This is a genomic window from Bradyrhizobium sp. 26S5, from assembly GCF_036923295.1.
GTDB classification, from domain to species: domain Bacteria; phylum Pseudomonadota; class Alphaproteobacteria; order Rhizobiales; family Xanthobacteraceae; genus Bradyrhizobium; species Bradyrhizobium septentrionale.
Map to the genome: position 1 here is coordinate 3,938,568 of NZ_CP145948.1, position 16,950 is coordinate 3,955,517.

Sequence of the window (16,950 nt, forward strand, 5' to 3'; positions counted from 1 at the left end):
ATCATCGGAAGGCCTCGACCGGATCGAGCCGCGCCGCGCGCCAAGACGGATAGAGCGTGGCAAGCAACGACAGCGTCAGCGCCATGATCACGACCGCTGCGGTCTGCGCGATGTCGACCTCCGCCGGCAGCTCGGACAGGAAATAGAGCTCGGGCGGGAACAGTTGGATGCCGGTCAGCCATGACAGGAATTGGCGGATCGCTTCGACATGGCGGCATACGAAAAGACCGACCGCGAAGCCGACCAGCGTTCCCACCACGCCGATCGAGGCTCCGGTGATCAGGAAGATCCGCATGATCGCGCCTTGCGAGACGCCCATCGTCCGCAGGATCGCGATGTCGCTGCCCTTGTCCTTCACCAGCATGATCAGCCCGGACACGATGTTCAGCGCCGCCACCAGCACGATCATGGTCAGGATCACGAACATCACGTTGCGCTGGACCTGAAGCAGGCCAAAGAAGGTCGTGTTGCGCTGACGCCAATCCACCAGGAAGACCGGCCGCTCGGCCGCTTCCGTCACCGTCCTGCGAAACTGGTCGACCCGATCGGGATCAATGGTGAAGACCTCGATCCCGGTGACGTTCTTGCCGCGGTTGAAATAGGCTTGTGCTTCGATGATCGGCATGAAGATCAGACCGGCGTCATATTCGGACATGCCGATCTCGAATACGGCCGATATCGGGTACTTCTTGATCCGCGGCATGATGCCCATCGGCGTGGTCGCGCCGCGCTGCGCGACCAGCGTGATGCCGTCGCCGACATGCGCCGAGAGTTGATCGGCGAGCCGGCGGCCGATGACGATCCCCTGGCCCTCGTCAAAATGCTCGATCGATCCCTTGATGGTATTGCTGACCGAGGGCAGGCGGGAGAGGTCGGCGGCGCGAATACCGCGCACGAGAACACCGGAGGCGTTGGACGACGATGCCAGTGCCATGCCGTCGACCACGGGGACGACGAGGCGGATGCCCTGCAGCTGGCTGATGCGCTCGGAAACGTCCTGCCAGTCGGTCAGGGGCCTTTCCACCGGCTGAATCAGAATATCGCCGTTGAGGCCGAGGATCTTGCCCAGCAGCTCCTTGCGAAAACCGTTCATGACGGCCATGACGATGATCAACGTGGCGACGCCGAGCATGATGCCCAGAAACGAGAACCCGGCGATCACGGAGATAAAGCCTTCCCTGCGCCGTGCCCGCAGATAGCGCGCGGATAGCATCCATTCGAACGGTGCGAAGGGCGCTGTTTGCGATGGCTCTGCCACGGTCCTGCTCATTGGCCGGAGGGACCGGCATTCTGTCTGCTTGCCGTGGGATTCGCCAGCGCCCCTGCCGCCGCCTCAGCTCTCGCCGGCCCAGGCGGTGATCGCCGCCGGTGCGATCACGCGCCTCGGGGTGTGCGGGTTGATCGTTCCGGCGCTGACGTCTTGCGCCTGATCGAGCAGGGTGCGCGCGAATGCCTTGGCGTCCAGCTCGCTCGCGAAGGTGCGGGTCTGGCGTGGGAAGCGGTGGTGTCCGGCATCGGAATTTCTCACCGCGAACGAGACGTACCAGATGGCCTTGTCCGTCTTCATCGCGCGTCTCTAACGGCGGTGATCCGCCCGCGCGATCGGGACGTCGTGCTCGGTGCCTGATATGCAAAAAGTGCCAAAGTGAAGGATCCTGAAATTCAACAGATGACGACTAAATGACTCCCCGGCGGATAGGCAATGCGACAGAATCGGCACTCATGCCGATACTGGCGCGATCTGACCGCTCAACCGATGGATGAAATGACAATGCTCCGCAGCTAGGTTGGTTCCAGCGAGCCGAATGCCGCGACTTTCCAGCGCTTTCGAACTGTACGAGCGCGCATGCCGTGCCGACAAGCAGCGGCGCCGGCCTGCGCCGCGATGGCGGTGTGATGATCCGGTTCGGCTCTGCGTCGACAAAATCTCCAACCGTCCACCGACGGTTGGAATTCTGTCGTGCAAGTGGAAACGGAAATTCGCGGAAGCAGAGCTGTTCAGTGCGGACGCGTGCTGCTGAGAGGAGCTGTGCCCATCGCGGTCGTTAAACTCTGAAATTCATTCTTCGCATTTTGACTCTCGGTGCGCTCGCGCCGCAAACATCGAATAAATCCCAAGTTGTGGCGTAGCTCACATGCACTGATCTGCGCAGCGTGTAGATTGCTGGCCATTGAAACGAACCGCTCAGCGATGCTGTCTGCTCCAGAAGGAGCCTCCGGCCAAAGCCCGGAGAAAGCCACGAGCGGGGTACGTGACGCCATCACTTGCGAGCAGCGATTCGACCAGGGTGAGCATGCAGGCGCGCGCGCCTCCGTGTGTAACCGCGGTGCAGTTGGCACGCGCTTGTTCGCCGCGATGACGGTCGAAATTTTTCGGTCTGACGAACGAAACAGCAGCGTCATTCATTTTGAGAGGAGTGCACTATGGGTTGGGCTCCGAATTGGGTCGGCGTCAGCGGCGGCGTTGCCGCGCCCGGAACGTCAATCACCTCGATTGCCAGGTACCCGCAGCATCTCGATGTCTTCTGCGTCGGCAGCGACAACGGGATCTACAGCGCGTGGTGGGATATCGCCACGGGATGGTCGAACTGGTTCAGGGTCGCCGGCGGTGTCGCTGCCCCGGGGACCACCATCACGGTGGTCGCCCGCAACCCCAACCATCTCGATCTGTTCGCCGTGGGGTCGGACCACGGCATCTACAGCATCTGGTGGGACGCCAACGGCGGATGGGCCGGGAGCTGGTTCAGGGTCGCCGGCGGCACGGCTGCCCCCGGCACCTCGGTCGCGGCGATCGCCCGCAACCCCAATCATCTCGACCTGTTCGTCGTCGGAACGGACATGAGGATCTACAGCATCTGGTGGGATGCCAACGGCGGATGGGCGGGAAGCTGGTTCAATGTGAGCGGCGGGGTGGCTGCCCCGGGCACGTCGATCACGGCACTGACACGCAACCCCAACCATATCGACCTGTTTGCCGTCGGATCGGACCACGGCATCTACAGCACGTGGTGGGACGTCAACGGCGGATGGGCGCACTGGTTCAGGGTCGCGGGCGGTGCCGCGGCGCCGAACACCTCCATTGCGGCCGTCGCAAGATACCCGACGCATATCGATCTGTTCGCTGTCGGTACCGACCACAGGATCTACAGCATCTGGTGGGACGCCAACGGCGGATGGGCGGCGAACTGGTTCAACGTGAGCGGCGGGGTCGCGGCTCCCAATACGTCGATCAACGTCGTGTCCCGCTATCCCAACCACCTCGACGTCTTTGCCGTCGGCACGGATCATGGCGTCTACAGTGTTTGGTGGGACGCCAGCAGCGGATGGAGCAACTGGTTCAAGATCGCCGGCGGAGTTGCCGCCCCGAACACGTCCATCAACGCGCTGAGCCGCTATCCGGACATCCTGGACGTCTTCGTCGTCGGGACCGATCAGCACATCTATACGATCTGGTGGCTCGACGAGATGTACTTCTCGATGCAGCATCAGCAGCAGACCAACTGGTGCTGGGCGGCGACCGCGACCAGCGTCGCGCTGTTTTACAAGCCGGGAAGCGGGTGGACGCAGTGCGGGGTTGCCAACCAGGAGCTCGGCCGCAATGATTGCTGCGGCGCGGGCGCGTCCGGGGCCTGCAACGTGCCTGGCTATCTCGATCAGGCGCTCTCGATCGTCGGCCATCTCGACCATTGGGTGGGTGGCATTGCCAGCGTCGCCCAGGTCGAGACCGAGGTGACGTTCGCCCGCCCGCTCGGGATCAGAGTGGCCTGGTCTGGCGGCGGCGCCCACTTCCTATGCATAATGGGGCACTATAACGCCGGGGGGATCGATTGGATCACGGTCGACGACCCGATCTATGGTCGCTCGAACGTCAACTACACGACGTTGCAGACCAAGTATCAGGGCACTGGTTCGTGGACCCACACCTACTACACCAAATACTGAGGAGCGTTCGATGGCTGTTCTCACCCCGTCACCCCCACAACAGGCGACCGAGGCTGTGCAATCGATCTTCCGCGACGCCCACCACAGGGCGCTCAGGTCCCCGGCATTGAGCAAGGCTGCCGGGCCGCTCCAGGCTGTCGAGCCCCTTCAAGTGTTCACGCTGGGTCTCGACGATCTCCTGGCCAAGAAAGACCTGCAGGCGGCCAAGTCGACCGGATGGCTCTTTCTCGTACACGACGGCAACCAAGCGCTTGCGTCCGCGGAAGCGGTCCCCACCGGGACCGGTGATGAACAAGTGCTCTCCGCCCTCAATGAAGGGCGCGCCGTCGGGTCCACGGCGGAGGCGATCCGGACGGTTCGTGGCTTGCCCGAGGTGAGCAAGGACGATTTCGAGCTCCGGCTTCTGCGCGTTCCCGCTCTCTATGTCACCGCGCTCTGGCTTCACAAGACCGCGGGGACCGGCGATCTGGTCGTGCCGCTTGCACCATCGCCGGTGGACGCTCAGATCGGCCAGGCGGCGCCTGCCTCCCAGCTGATCGATGAGCTCAGGTACAAGGCCGGGCAAGCGAACCGGGCCGCGCCTTAAAGCGTTCTCGAGCGAAGTGGATACTGGTTCGCGTGAAGAAAACGCGTCAAACGAGAATCTAGCGCCCCGTTCCGATTCAATCGGAACGGGGCGCTAAACCAGGCCGCAGCGCCCTGGCTAAGCGTCCGGGAGATCGCCGAAAACCTCGACCAGGCGAAAGCGTTCGCACATCAGCATCATGCCTTCGCTGAATCGTCCAAGGCGGCCGAAATAGGCGCGATGCGCATCACGCCAATAAGCCAGGCTTCGGTCGCCTTCACCCTCGTCACGTGCGAAGCTGGCATCTACCTCGCTGAAGCGCCGATACGTCACCTCGGTGGTTTCGATGACGCAGCGGGGCTCGCCGCGACCATCGAGCACGATCCAGCGCTCCCCGGGCGCCGAGGTGTTCGGCTCGTCTTCCGTGCTGCAGGTCGCGGTCTTGACGCCGTCGGTCACGAGTTCGACGAGTTGATCGGCGAGGGCGGGATTGTCGCCGAAAGCGAACGCGCGGAGGTGCTGGTACCGTTCGGGGATCGGCTTTGGCATGGGGACAGCGTAGCCGGCCCGGGCCGGCACGCAAGCGCTGCGCAGGACGAACGTCTCTGACCTCGGCGCGGTCAGCTTCGCAACGCAAGAACACGCAGAAGAATGGCGCGGCCGCCACGCGACAGGCGATCGTGAAACAATTCGGAGAGCCGGTCTCCTCGCTTTCGCAGCGAGAGCCGCCTCCGCAGCTCATGGGCGCGAGGCAGCGAGCAAAAGAGAAAATCCCGGCGGAGCTGGCGAAGGCGCTTGCCATAGCCTCTCACATCGGTGCTCGCATAGGCTTCCATTAAGGTGCGGATCAAATAGTCATCGCTCGGATCTGGATTGGATTCGTAGGCAACGCTCGATGATCGCATGGACACGGGTTCATCGGTCGTCGACAGAAATATGTTCATGCGGATCAGCCCGTCTGATACGCCGGTCGCCTCTTTGCTGAAACTTCCGTAGTTCACAGAGGGCAAGGCAGCGAGTTGCCGGCGCAAATTTTCGAGCGTCGCCGACGGAATCCTGACGCCGTTGCCCGCGCTGGTGTCGAGCCTGTTGGTGCGCACTGTGGCGTACATGTCGCCCCAGAACTTGTCCCAGGCGGCTGTGCCGGTGCGGTTAGCCGATGGATTCTTGCGCACGCTATAGGTCGTTTGGGTGAGATAGGCCGCCAATTCGCCCATGTGGCGCGTAACGGTGCCATCAGGATCATAGACGTCGATCATGGCGTGGACGCATTCATGCAGCAGCAGCGCCCGATCACCGTCATTTGCGGGCGGTGACTTCTTCTGTGTCAGCAGAATATCCGCCGTTTGATCGTAGAAGGCGAGATCCTCGGTGCCGCCCTTGACCAGGATATTGCCGGCGCGAATGTGATCGCGAACTGTCGTCAAGTATTCGCCTTTAATGTGAATCTTATCCACGTAGAACTCGATGCCAAGCGCTACCGGGTCGCTCAATGTATCCAGGACGTCGCCTTCGGTCAGTGGCATGACCTGCCTCCCTTACGAGATTGAGCAATGATGGTCCGGCCAATCTCTGGTAAAAGAAACCCTTCCTCTCAGGAGGAAGATCATCGAACTGCGCCTCTCCGATACCGCTTTTGGGCAGGCTTGGCGGCGTGCGGGGCGTGCCATTTTGATGCGGCAACCTCACCTGAGATTGCGTTTAAATGTGTCTGGCCAGGCGCACCAGGGTTCAAAGGGTATGCTGTGCCGTCGTACGAACGTTACCTTTCACAATCACTGAGGACACCATCATGCCGGAGAAGTCTGCAAAAGGCATCGATCGCCGCGATCTGATAATGGCATCCATTGCCACGGTCGGCTCCGCGGCCGCCGTCGCCGTCAACGCTGGTGCTGCGAATGCCCAGGGCGCAGCGACACCTCTTGGCAATCCGGCATCAGGAACGGTCTATACCGGCGATGTTATCGAAGGCAAAAAGGTCGTCAGTGCGCTCGACGTCAACGACCTAGGTGGTGTGGACTCTAAGGATTCCCTTTTAGGAGCAAATCAGATTCAAGGCTGCTTTTGGGGAGGCCGCCTTGGGTGTGATGGACCGTTTGGTATTGAGCGACGCGGCGTGGGAGCGGATAGCGCCGCTGATCATAGGGCGCCCCGATCAGAAGGGCTCCACCGGGCGCGACAACCGGATGTTCGTGGAAGGTGTGCTGTGGATCGTGCGTACGGGGTCTCCCTGGCGCGATCTTCCGGAGGTGTTTGGGGACTGGAACAGCGTGTTCCGGCGCTTCAGTCGATGGAGCATCAAGGGTGTTTGGTGGCGGATCTTCGAGGCGATGTCCGATGATCCGGACTTCGAATATCTGATCGTCGATTCCACCATCGTTCGGGCGCATCAGCACGCCGCCGGCGCCAAAAAGGGGGGTCTGAAGATCAAGCGGAAGATCAAGCGATCGGCCGCTCGCGCGGCGGCCTGAGCACCAAGATACATATGGCCGTTCGAGGCTTGGGATGTCCGGTGCGGTTCAAGCTCACCGCAGGTCAGAAGGGCGATGCACCGCAAGCCGCCGCATTGATCGAAGGCTTATCCGCCGAGGTCGTCATGGCCGATACGGCCTATGACGCCGATCACTTGCGCCAAGCCATCGCCGCCAAAGGCGCGCTCGCCGTGATCCCCAACAACCCGTCACGTGCGCTCAAATATCCACTCGACAAGCATTTCTATGCCCAGCGTCATCTCGTCGAATGCTGCTTCTCAAAGCTCAAGCAGTTCCGCCGCGTTGCAACCCGCTTCGAAAAGACCGCCCGAAATTACCTGGCCGTCGTCACTCTCGCAGCCATCGTCTTATGGATGCGATAAGTGTCCACACCACCTAGAGCCCGGGAAGAAACACCGTTTGTATTTTCAGGGCGTTGAGATGCCAACCGGACAGCACTGGTATGTGTCTGTAACGGTCGCCAAGGGAGCAAAGCCAGGCAAGCGCGGTGTCCTGACCAGTGGCGTGCATGGCGACGAGATGAGTTCTGTGCATACGGTCCAGACTGTGATGAACCAACTCGACCCGGCGCAGATGTCGGGCACGGTGATGGCGGTCACGGACGTGTCCCGCCCAGCCCTGGAAAGCATGCAGCGCAGATGGCCCAACCAGGGCAGAGGCATCGATCTGATCGATATGAATCGGGAGTGGCCCGGGAACGAGAACGGCGCCACCGCACCCAGCCGACACGCCGGGGTTCTGTTCAAGCGGCTGCTGCGGCCGAACGCCGACTTCGCGATCGACTTCCACACAGGGACAACCGGATTCGAAGTCACCGCATTTAATATCGGCGGCATGGATGTGCCCGAGGTCAAGGCGATGGTTGAGCTCTATCCCGTCGGCCAGATCTTCGACAATCATGTGTATCCCGGTGTCCTGCACAACGCGTTCATGGACGCCGGCATCCCGTCCTTCACGCCGGAAATCGGCGCTGCGCGCGTCCTGGACCCTGAGATGATCTCGCTCTTTGTGGAAGGCACAATGAACGTCCTCAAGCATCACGGCATCGTTGCCGGGCCAATGGGACGTACCGGCAAGGACGTGACTGTCTTTGTCGGTAACAGCGCGTACCCGATCCTGGCCACCGCGGGCGGTCTCGTTGAGCATCTGGTCAAACTCAACGACAAGGTCGAAGCCGGACAGAAAGTTGCCATCCAGCGCAATAGCTTCGGCGAGGTGATTGCGGAGTATACAAGCGGCGTGGCCGGAGAGATCACGGGCCAGCGCAGCGATGCAATGTCCGAGCCCGGCAACCCCCTGGTATTTATCCTTTTCAACAAGCCGGGGCCAAAGGACGTTCAGGTCTATCCCGAGTAGTTGCGTCACGCGCGAAGCCGGCATCGACCTCGCTGAAGCGCCGACGTGTCACCTCGGTGGTTTCGATCACGCAGCGGGGCTCGCCGCGCCCACGAGCACGATCCAGCGCTCCCCGGGCGCCGAGGTGCTCGTCTCGTCTTCCGTGTTGCAAGTCGCGGTCTTGACGCCGTCGATCACGAGTTCGAGGAGTTGATCGGCGAGTGTTGCGCTCAGCTGTTTTCCGAATTTGCAAACGGCAAGATGCGAATGCGCCTGCCGGTCGCCTTGAACATCGCATTGGCCACCGCTGGTCCGATCGGCGGAACGCCGGGTTCGCCAACGCCGGTTGGCGGAGCCGACGAATTGACGATGTGAACTTCGACCGCTGGCATTTCGTTGATTCTCAATACGTCGTAGCCGTCGAAATTGCCTTGGACGACTTGGCCCTTGTCGAGCGTAATCTGTGATTTCAGGATCGCACCAAGCCCGAATCCGATGCCTCCCTCCATCTGTGCGCGAACCTGATCGGGGTTCACGGCTATGCCGCAATCGACGGCGCAGACGACGCGGTGGACCTTGGGCAGTCCCTTGTTGTCGACCGAAATCTCTGCCACTTGCGCGACATAGGAGTGGAACGACTCGGCGACGGCGACGCCGCGAAAGCGTCCCGCAGGGGGCGGCGTGTTCCAACCGGCTTTTTCGGCGGCAAGCTGCAGGACCGCCGCGTGCCGCGGCTTGTCCTTCAATATGGCCAGCCGAAACTCCACCGGATCCTTGCCGACTGCATGCGCGATCTCGTCGATGAAGGCCTCGAGCGCGTACGCTGTGTGCGTGGATCCCACCGCGCGCCACCACAGCACGGACACCGGGGAAGTTGTTGTTGTCAGGTCGACGCGCAGATTTGGAATGGCATAAGGCTGGTTGGCCATCCCCTCCACCGATAGCACGTCCACTCCGTTCTTGACGAGACCCGCCTCCATCACCGTGCCTTTGGAGATGGACTGGCCAACGAGTGTGTCGCGAAGAGCGATCAGATTGCCGTTCTCGTCGAGCCCCGCCCTCATTTTGTGGATGAAAGCTGGACGATAGCGACCGGCGCGCATGTCATCTTCGCGGGTCCACTGGACCTTGACGGGCGCCTTCCATCCGATCGCTTTCGCCGTCGCGACCGCCTCGACAATGATGTCGGAATCGACGGAAGCGCGTCGACCGAAACCGCCCCCGGTCTTCATCACGCGCAAAATCACCTTATCCGGTGCAATGCCGGCAACCTTGGCTGCAACCGCCTGATAAAGGTCGGGCATCTGATGGCCGCCCCATACTTCGAGCGTCCCATCAGGATTCATTCTTGCGGCAGCGTTGATCGGCTCCAACGGAGCATGCGCCAAGTATGGGAATTCATACTGCGATTCGATCACCTTCGTTGCTTTCATAAACGCCGCATCGACGTCGCCGACATTGGCTGCAACGACTTCGCCCCCTTTCTGGGCGGCAGCGCGATATTCTGCGGTGATCTCGCTAGAACCTCGCTTCTCGGCGTTGGTATCCTCCCACTCAACGGTGACGACCTCGCGGGCTTTCATGGCCTCCCACATTCCCGTCGCAACGACCGCCACGCCCCGCGGGATTTCGACAACGTCGACAACGCCCTTCATCGCCTTGGCTTTCGATCCCTCGAAGGATTTCAACGTCGCGCCAAAGAGCGGCGGATGGATCACCACCGCCGTGAGGATGCCAGGCTCGCGCAGGTCGATCGTGTACCGCTGCGTGCCGTTGGATTTTGGCCGGGAGTCGTATCGCGGTAGCGCCGCATTGCCGATGTATTTCCATTCGTTCGGCTGCTTCAAGGCGACGCTCGTCGGAACCGGACCACTCGCGGCACTCGCGGCCAGCGCACCATAGGTCGCCGACTTGCCGGACGCGTGGCTCACAACGCCGTTCTCCGCCTTGATCTCGGCGACCGGCACATTCCAGTGTTCCGCGGCAGCCGCGATCAGCATCGTGCGCGCGGTCGCGCCAGCCCGGCGATAACGCTCCCAGGACGAGGCGGTCCCGCTGGATCCGCCGGTCATCTGAATCTTCCCGCCAAAGGGAATGTTGCCGTACAGCGCTGTATTCCCGGCCCCGCCGACCACGGTCACTTTCGACCAGTCGGCATCGAGCTCTTCCTGAACCAGAGTGGCAATGCCGTGATAGATACCTTGGCCCATGTCCATTTGCGACGAGTGGATCGTCACAGTGTCGTCTGGCGCGATCTGCACATATCCGACAAATGGGTTCGCGCCCGGCTTGGCGGCATCCGGTACTGCATCAGACTTCGCCGAGAAACCGACGACGAGGCTCGAACCGAGCGCTGTCGCTCCGATGAGAAACGAACGACGAGATGGCTCCGAGTGGGGAGGGAGCGAAGCAAGAGATGAGTCGTGCATGTCAGGCCTCCAGCAGCTTGGCGGCTTCGTGGACGGCAGCTCTAATGCGATGATAGGTGCTGCAGCGGCAGAGATTGCCACTGAGCGCGTCATCGATGTCGGTGTCGGTCGGCTTCCGGTTTGCTGTCAGCAGGGCGATCGTAGCGACCACCTGACCCGACTGACAGTAACCGCACTGCGGGACGTCGAGTCTAGTCCAGGTCGTCTGAACGACCTCAGCCACCTTTCCGGAGACGCCCTCGATGGTGACGATGCTTCGGCCTTCAGCATCAGCGATCGTCGTCTGGCAGGCGCGCGCGGGTTGTCCGTCGATGAGAACGGTGCAGGCCCCGCAAAGAGCCTGGCCGCAACCGTATTTGGTGCCAACCAGACCGAGATCATCTCGCAAGACCCAGAGCAGCGGCTTGCCGGCGTCGACGTCAATATCTGTCGTCTGCCCGTTCAAGGTCATTCGCATGCTGGCTCCTCCCATTAAACTTGCCGCTGCTGTCGGGCACGCGCGCTGTCTTTAGGCGGAAGCTGCGACTCGGTGATCTTCTCGACCGCGTTCGACACCAACGGCCAAAAATCTCACCTCGAAGACATTCTCCCGGTGCCCGAGCCGGATCGGCCGCCTCTGATATGCGCGACGGCGGCGTGCGAGATGGCCGAGAGCGCGGCGGCATCCGCCGCTAGTAGTTGAAAGAAGTTGCAGCGCGAAAATTGCATGACGGACCCCGAAGCGTGACCGCACGATCGCGTATTTGCAATTGTAAAGAATAGAGCTGGAACGCCTGCCGACAGCACCAGCGGCTGCCTATTGCAATCCTCGGGGATTTCGGCACGCCCCGGTGGCAGCTGTTACGGAAAAGACTACATCGATTGCCGGAAAGCTTGCAAGGGGTGTGACGTCTCTGGTTGGCCCCTGAGGGCGCGCTCCATCATGGCGGAGTATCCGACCACGTCGGCCGCCGGGATGGCTGCTAATCGCCTCTCAAAAGGACCTTCCACGGAACGTCCCTCCACAAGTGGCATCAAAGCACAACCGGGAGCCTAACCGCTAGCGGGCGCAGTCTGCCAAGTAAAGGGTGAAGAAGTCGTTCTGAGCTGCAAGCCACTCCGCAGCGATGTCGCCTTTAGCCGATTCCGTTGAAACAGACCGGCAGCATTCCATCGTAATGGCTGTTCCGATGTGGCTGCGCTAGCGGCCCGCCATTAGTCGGCCGCCTTGATTGTCGTTGCGGTGGCGCCGAGTCTATTTCTGGCCCTTCGCGGACCTCGTGCAATGTTCGTTTCTGTGCCGCTGTCGGGGGACAAACGGACATCGCGGATTTCTGAGCCATGCCCTAGCTGGCTTCGCCCTCTTTGCGGGCCGCGGCAATGGCCTTCTCGACTTCGGCAGCAAGGCTCGCAAGATCCTCGGCAAGCTTGGCAAACAGTTCACGCTTCTGGATGTCCGTGGCCAGGTCGCGGATCAGGGCGCACTCCGCAGCGTCGGTGCGAAGTTTCTCGAGATGCGTCAGCATGTCCTGCATTTTTCTGTCCCGCTGCCGTTTTCGGCAAACGGTAGGCGGCACGGAACCCGGCGACAATAACGTGTGATAGTGCCGGGCATGGGGCCGCGCGCCGGCTGATGCGTCCGCGAGCGGCCTCGACGACAGGCAACTCGGCATAACCCGGCAATGTCCAGTGATAGAGCGATTTTGTTTTTTCGGAAATTCCTCTTGACGCGGCCCCCAACTCAGCAGTCTAATGCCGCCGTCTCACCCGATCGAGGGGCGCTTCGCGATCGTCACGAACGCGGTGTGAGATGCGGTGGACGCCGAGCGCGCAGTCGACGAATGCGTGTGAAGCGGACGGTGAAGTCGTGTGGTCCTGACGCCCTAGCGGCCGGTGTCCCCTTGTAAGACGCAATTGCGTGTTGCGAAGGCGGTGACAAACAAGCCCAGTCTGCCGGGGAGAGCACGTATAAGCCGTAGGTGGTGTGGACTCTAAGGATTCCCTTTTAGGAGCAAATCAGATTCAAGGCTGCTTTTGGGGAGGCCGCCTTGGGTGTGATGGACCGTTTGGTATTGAGCGACGCGGCGTGGGAGCGGATAGCGCCGCTGATCATAGGGCGCCCCGATCAGAAGGGCTCCACCGGGCGCGACAACCGGATGTTCGTGGAAGGTGTGCTGTGGATCGTGCGTACGGGGTCTCCCTGGCGCGATCTTCCGGAGGTGTTTGGGGACTGGAACAGCGTGTTCCGGCGCTTCAGTCGATGGAGCATCAAGGGTGTTTGGTGGCGGATCTTCGAGGCGATGTCCGATGATCCGGACTTCGAATATCTGATCGTCGATTCCACCATCGTTCGGGCGCATCAGCACGCCGCCGGCGCCAAAAAGGGGGGTCTGAAGATCAAGCGGAAGATCAAGCGATCGGCCGCTCGCGCGGCGGCCTGAGCACCAAGATACATATGGCCGTTCGAGGCTTGGGATGTCCGGTGCGGTTCAAGCTCACCGCAGGTCAGAAGGGCGATGCACCGCAAGCCGCCGCATTGATCGAAGGCTTATCCGCCGAGGTCATCATGGCCGATACGGCCTATGACGCCGATCACTTGCGCCAAGCCATCGCCGCCAAAGGCGCGCTCGCCGTGATCCCCAACAACCCGTCACGTGCGCTCAAATATCCACTCGACAAGCATTTCTATGCCCAGCGTCATCTCGTCGAATGCTGCTTCTCAAAGCTCAAGCAGTTCCGCCGCGTTGCAACCCGCTTCGAAAAGACCGCCCGAAATTACCTGGCCGTCGTCACTCTCGCAGCCATCGTCTTATGGATGCGATAAGTGTCCACACCACCTAGCCCATCGCGCAGGGAAAGCCGGATTGCTCCGGTTACACCTGTGGTCCTACCCCCGAGCTTTCCACCTTTCGCTCGGGGCCCATGGGTGCGATCGGCACCCGGCTTTCCCTGCGCCCTCTTCAAGAGAGAGGGCAAACGAGATGCAAGACTCGGACGATTCATGTCGCGAGAATACCGATGCGTGGGTCACGTCACAAACGCTGCGACAATTTCAGTGTCGTCCCGGGCAAGCGAAGCGCGACCCGGGACCCATAACCACGAATGGCAATTATGCGAGCGACGCTGGGGCCACAGCGTGTTCAACAACAGAACCCTGTGGTTATGGGTCCCGGCTTTCGCCGGGACGACAGTGAGTATGACGTGACGGCGGTGTCCCTCCCGCTACCCGATCCGCACCACCATCTTGCCCAGCGCCGCGCGGGTCTGCATCGTTGTGAACGCATCGCGAAAATCCTCGAACGCGAACACCTTGCCGACCACCGGCGTCAGTCGGCCGTCGTTCAGCCATGCCGACAATTGCGCCATCACGCGCGCCTGCGCCTCGGGCTCGCGGCGCGCGATCTGGGCGGCGTCGACGCCGATCAGAAGTCCGCCTTTCAGGAGCGGCAGATTGAACGGCAGCGCGGGGATGCTGCCTGCTGCAAAGCCGACCACGACATGGCGGCCGTTCCAGGCGATCGAGCGGAACGCCTGCAGCGAGACCTCGCCGCCGACCGGATCGAAGATCACGTCGGGGCCATGGCCGCCGGTCGCGTCCTTCAGCGCGTCGCGCCAATCGGGCCTCGTGTAGTCGACGACAGCATCGGTGCCGAAGCTTGCGGCGAAGTTGCGCTTCTCCTCGGTCGAGGCCGCGGCGACGACCCGCGCGCCGAGCAGCTTGCCGATCTGGATCGCGGCAATCCCGGTGCCGCCGGCGGCACCGAGCACGAGCAACTGCTCGCCGGATTGCAGCCGGCCGCGCTCGCCGAGTGCATAGAGCGCGGTGAGGTAGTTGGTGCGGAAGGCGGCTGCGGCCTCCATCGAGAGGCCGTCGGGCATGATCTCGACGGCGGCAGGCGGCACCACGATCTGCTCGGCCAGCGCGCCCGAGCGCGCCGCGCCCATCACCCGCATGCCCGGCGTGATGCCGGTGACGTCGCTCGCGACCTGATCGACCACGCCGGCGAATTCCGCGCCGGGCGTAAAGGGCAGGGGATCCTTGGTCTGGTAGCGGCCCTCGACTTTCAGCCCGTCGACAAAGCCGATGCTCGCGGCGTGGACCCGGACGCGGATTTGTCCGGGGCCAGGTTCGGGAGTGGCGATCTCTTTCAACCCGATCTGATCGATGGGCGCATATTGCTCGACGACGACCGCCTTCATCCTGTCCTGCTCGCTGGTTCGTTTCCTCTAGAGCCGTTTCCGTTCCGATGGAATCGGAACGGAGCTCTAGATTCTTGTTTTGACGCGTTTTCTTCACGCGAACCGGTAGCCACTTCGCTCGAAAACGCTCTGAGCCAACCTATCTCATGTCCGTTGTTCTACGGGGAGGCCTTTTCCGCATGCAGCGACAGCGTCGCATGCGGAAAGCCAGCATCTTCAACGACATCGCGAAAAGACCGGCGTTTACCCGTTGTTATCCCTACCAAATTCGGTAACGCGTCCTTAATGGCATTAACGCTAGGGTTTTTCCACGCGGCCCGCCTTGGGCTGCGCGCCGTCCAGGACAGGCGGGTTGCGTTCGCGTTGGAGTTTTTCATGGATATCATGACAGGCGCCGGGCTGTTGGCCGGCATCATCGTCATCGCGGTGATGATGTTCATGGGCGGCGACCTGCACATGTTCATCTCCGAACACGCCATGATCATCATCTTCGGCGGTTCGATCGCGGCGACGATGATCCGCTTTCCGCTCGGCGTGATGCTGCACGGCCTGCCGCTCGGCGCCAAATTTGCCTTCACCATGAGCCGGCTCTCGGCCCGCGACCTCGTCGACGAGCTCGCCCGCATCGCCGAGATCGCCCGCAAGCAGGGCCCGGTCGGCCTCGAGAAGGTCGAGACCGACGAGCCGTTCCTCGCCAAGGGCATCCGCTACGTCGCCGACGGCTACGACCTCGAATTCATCCGCGACAACATGGAACGCGACCGCGACAATTTCCTGATGCACCTCGACGAGGGCAGCAAGATCTATCGCGCGATCGGCGACTGCGCGCCCGCGTTCGGCATGATCGGCACGCTGATCGGCATGGTGCAGATGTTCGCCAACATGACCGACCCCTCCAAGCTCGGCCCGTTCATGGCGACCGCGCTGCTCGCGACGCTGTACGGCGCGCTGGTCGCCAATTTGTTCTGCCTGCCGATCGCCGACAAGCTGCACGGCAAGCTGCTCGACGAGGAGACCAACCGCACGCTGATCATCGACGGCATCCTGATGATCCGCGACTCCAAGAGCCCGGCACTGGTGCGCGAGATGCTGCTCGCCTATTTGCCGGAGAAGCATCGCAACGAGGAAGGCGAGCCGGTCCCGGCCTGACGGATCGGCGCTTTCGGGAAACGCAGCGATGGCCAAGAAAAAGCGCGGCGACGCTCACGGTGGAGGTCACGGCTGGTTCGTGACCTTCGCCGACCTGATGGGCCTGATGATGAGCTTCTTCGTGATGCTCGTCGCGTTCTCCACCATGGACAACAACAAGCTGAAGATCGTCGCCGGCTCGATGCGCGACGCCTTCGGCGTGCAGACCGACGTGCGCTATTCCGGCATCGTCGAGTCGACGGCCTGCCGACCCGGCCGAAGCTGAAGAATGTCGAACACATCTCGCCGGAGGAGTCCTCGGCCAATCCGACGCCGGACGAGAAGGAGCGCAGCCAGATCAACGGCGCGCGGCTGAAGATCGACCGCGAATTCGCGCTCGCCTCCGCCTCGCTGCGCCAGGCGCTGCAGGACATGCCGGAATTGACCGAGATCTCCAAGAACATCATGTTCGAGGAGACCAAGGAGGGGTTAAACCTCGAGATCGTCGACCAGGACGGCCGCTCGATGTTCGCCGACGGGTCCAGGGAGCCCTATGAGCGCACCCGCCGGCTGATCCAGAGGCTCGCAGCTCCCTTGAAGGCGACGCCGCTGCGGGTCGCGATCGTGGGGCATACAGCCGCAGGCTTCGTGCCGGCGCGCAGCGACTACGACGCCTTCGACCTGTCCGCGGACCGCGCCAATGCGGTGCGGCAGATCCTGGAGCGGGAAGGGCTGCCGCCGTCCCATATCTTCGCGGTTTCCGGCAAAGCTGACGGCCAGCCGCTGTTTCCCGACGATCCGACCTTGCCGGCCAACCGTCGCGTGACGATCACGTTGATGCGGGAAAATCCGCCGCTGCCGCCGGATCTGAAGCCGTAGC

The 16,950-nt window shown here is 62.0% G+C and carries 12 protein-coding genes and 3 pseudogenes; 7 read left to right on the plus strand and 8 right to left on the minus strand.

Annotated features, from left to right (window positions below; all coding sequences use genetic code 11):
* Position 1 precedes the first annotated feature (1 nt).
* Both V5279_RS18030 and V5279_RS18035 read right to left on the minus strand, forming a co-directional pair.
* Entirely contained in the window at positions 2-1,270 is a 1,269-nt protein-coding gene (locus V5279_RS18030; RefSeq protein ID WP_338699570.1) for a lipoprotein-releasing ABC transporter permease subunit, read from the minus strand.
* A 63-nt stretch (positions 1,271-1,333) separates the two neighbouring features.
* Positions 1,334-1,567 (minus strand): hypothetical protein, encoded by a 234-nt coding sequence (locus tag V5279_RS18035; RefSeq protein WP_166296796.1) that lies wholly within the window; start codon positions 1,565-1,567, stop codon positions 1,334-1,336.
* Between the two features lie 857 nt (positions 1,568-2,424).
* On the opposite strand from V5279_RS18035, the gene V5279_RS18040 reads away from it, so the two are divergent.
* Both V5279_RS18040 and V5279_RS18045 read left to right on the plus strand, forming a co-directional pair.
* Positions 2,425-3,942, plus strand: coding sequence for a papain-like cysteine protease family protein (locus V5279_RS18040; protein ID WP_338699572.1), 1,518 nt, complete (start codon positions 2,425-2,427; stop codon positions 3,940-3,942).
* A 10-nt stretch (positions 3,943-3,952) separates the two neighbouring features.
* Positions 3,953-4,528: a hypothetical protein gene (locus V5279_RS18045; RefSeq protein ID WP_338699574.1), complete on the plus strand. Its 576-nt coding sequence runs from the start codon at positions 3,953-3,955 to the stop codon at positions 4,526-4,528.
* Positions 4,529-4,645: 117 nt separating this feature from the next.
* Here the strand turns inward: V5279_RS18045 and V5279_RS18050 are convergent, their stop codons facing one another.
* On the minus strand, positions 4,646-5,056 hold the full coding sequence (locus tag V5279_RS18050) for an ASCH domain-containing protein (RefSeq protein WP_338701258.1): 411 nt from the start codon (positions 5,054-5,056) through the stop codon (positions 4,646-4,648).
* Between the two features lie 71 nt (positions 5,057-5,127).
* Positions 5,128-6,033, minus strand: coding sequence for a hypothetical protein (locus V5279_RS18055; RefSeq protein ID WP_338699577.1), 906 nt, complete (start codon positions 6,031-6,033; stop codon positions 5,128-5,130).
* Positions 6,034-6,594: 561 nt separating this feature from the next.
* Here V5279_RS18055 and V5279_RS18060 point away from each other — a divergent pair.
* Positions 6,595-7,361 (plus strand): annotated as a pseudogene (locus V5279_RS18060) (IS5 family transposase).
* Positions 7,312-8,355, plus strand: coding sequence for a M14 family metallopeptidase (locus tag V5279_RS18065; protein ID WP_414645951.1), 1,044 nt, complete (start codon positions 7,312-7,314; stop codon positions 8,353-8,355). Before V5279_RS18060 ends, V5279_RS18065 begins: the two are co-directional and overlap by 50 nt.
* Positions 8,356-8,564: 209 nt before the next feature.
* Here V5279_RS18065 and V5279_RS18070 read toward each other — a convergent pair whose 3' ends face one another.
* The 3 genes from V5279_RS18070 to V5279_RS18080 form a co-directional block, all read right to left on the minus strand.
* Positions 8,565-10,763 (minus strand): xanthine dehydrogenase family protein molybdopterin-binding subunit, encoded by a 2,199-nt coding sequence (locus V5279_RS18070; RefSeq protein ID WP_338699579.1) that lies wholly within the window; start codon positions 10,761-10,763, stop codon positions 8,565-8,567.
* Between the two features lies 1 nt (position 10,764).
* On the minus strand, positions 10,765-11,214 hold the full coding sequence (locus tag V5279_RS18075) for a (2Fe-2S)-binding protein (RefSeq protein ID WP_338701262.1): 450 nt from the start codon (positions 11,212-11,214) through the stop codon (positions 10,765-10,767).
* A gap of 874 nt (positions 11,215-12,088) precedes the next feature.
* Positions 12,089-12,277 (minus strand): hypothetical protein, encoded by a 189-nt coding sequence (locus V5279_RS18080; protein ID WP_338699581.1) that lies wholly within the window; start codon positions 12,275-12,277, stop codon positions 12,089-12,091.
* Positions 12,278-12,799: 522 nt separating this feature from the next.
* Here V5279_RS18080 and V5279_RS18085 point away from each other — a divergent pair.
* Positions 12,800-13,566: pseudogene (locus V5279_RS18085) on the plus strand (IS5 family transposase).
* A 398-nt stretch (positions 13,567-13,964) separates the two neighbouring features.
* Here the strand turns inward: V5279_RS18085 and V5279_RS18090 are convergent.
* Positions 13,965-14,942, minus strand: a complete 978-nt coding sequence (locus V5279_RS18090; RefSeq protein ID WP_338699582.1) for an NADPH:quinone oxidoreductase family protein — start codon at positions 14,940-14,942, stop codon at positions 13,965-13,967.
* Between the two features lie 375 nt (positions 14,943-15,317).
* Between V5279_RS18090 and V5279_RS18095 the strand changes: the two genes are divergently transcribed.
* Positions 15,318-16,091, plus strand: coding sequence for a motility protein A (locus V5279_RS18095; protein WP_029078588.1), 774 nt, complete (start codon positions 15,318-15,320; stop codon positions 16,089-16,091).
* Between the two features lie 28 nt (positions 16,092-16,119).
* Positions 16,120-16,949, plus strand: a pseudogene (locus tag V5279_RS18100) (flagellar motor protein MotB).
* The last annotated feature ends 1 nt before the right edge of the window (position 16,950 follow it).

What these genes read in the sequence shown, in the direction of transcription:
- V5279_RS18090 (WP_338699582.1), bottom strand. Translation starts at nt 14,942, where the DNA reads ATGAAGGCGGTCGTCGTCGAGCAATATGCGCCCATCGATCAGATCGGG.
- V5279_RS18030 (WP_338699570.1), bottom strand. Translation starts at nt 1,270, where the DNA reads ATGAGCAGGACCGTGGCAGAGCCATCGCAAACAGCGCCCTTCGCACCG.
- V5279_RS18050 (WP_338701258.1), bottom strand. Translation starts at nt 5,056, where the DNA reads ATGCCAAAGCCGATCCCCGAACGGTACCAGCACCTCCGCGCGTTCGCT.
- V5279_RS18045 (WP_338699574.1), top strand. Translation starts at nt 3,953, where the DNA reads ATGGCTGTTCTCACCCCGTCACCCCCACAACAGGCGACCGAGGCTGTG.
- V5279_RS18095 (WP_029078588.1), top strand. Translation starts at nt 15,318, where the DNA reads ATGGATATCATGACAGGCGCCGGGCTGTTGGCCGGCATCATCGTCATC.
- V5279_RS18035 (WP_166296796.1), bottom strand. Translation starts at nt 1,567, where the DNA reads ATGAAGACGGACAAGGCCATCTGGTACGTCTCGTTCGCGGTGAGAAAT.
- V5279_RS18070 (WP_338699579.1), bottom strand. Translation starts at nt 10,763, where the DNA reads ATGCACGACTCATCTCTTGCTTCGCTCCCTCCCCACTCGGAGCCATCT.
- V5279_RS18055 (WP_338699577.1), bottom strand. Translation starts at nt 6,033, where the DNA reads ATGCCACTGACCGAAGGCGACGTCCTGGATACATTGAGCGACCCGGTA.
- V5279_RS18075 (WP_338701262.1), bottom strand. Translation starts at nt 11,214, where the DNA reads ATGACCTTGAACGGGCAGACGACAGATATTGACGTCGACGCCGGCAAG.
- V5279_RS18080 (WP_338699581.1), bottom strand. Translation starts at nt 12,277, where the DNA reads ATGCAGGACATGCTGACGCATCTCGAGAAACTTCGCACCGACGCTGCG.
- V5279_RS18040 (WP_338699572.1), top strand. Translation starts at nt 2,425, where the DNA reads ATGGGTTGGGCTCCGAATTGGGTCGGCGTCAGCGGCGGCGTTGCCGCG.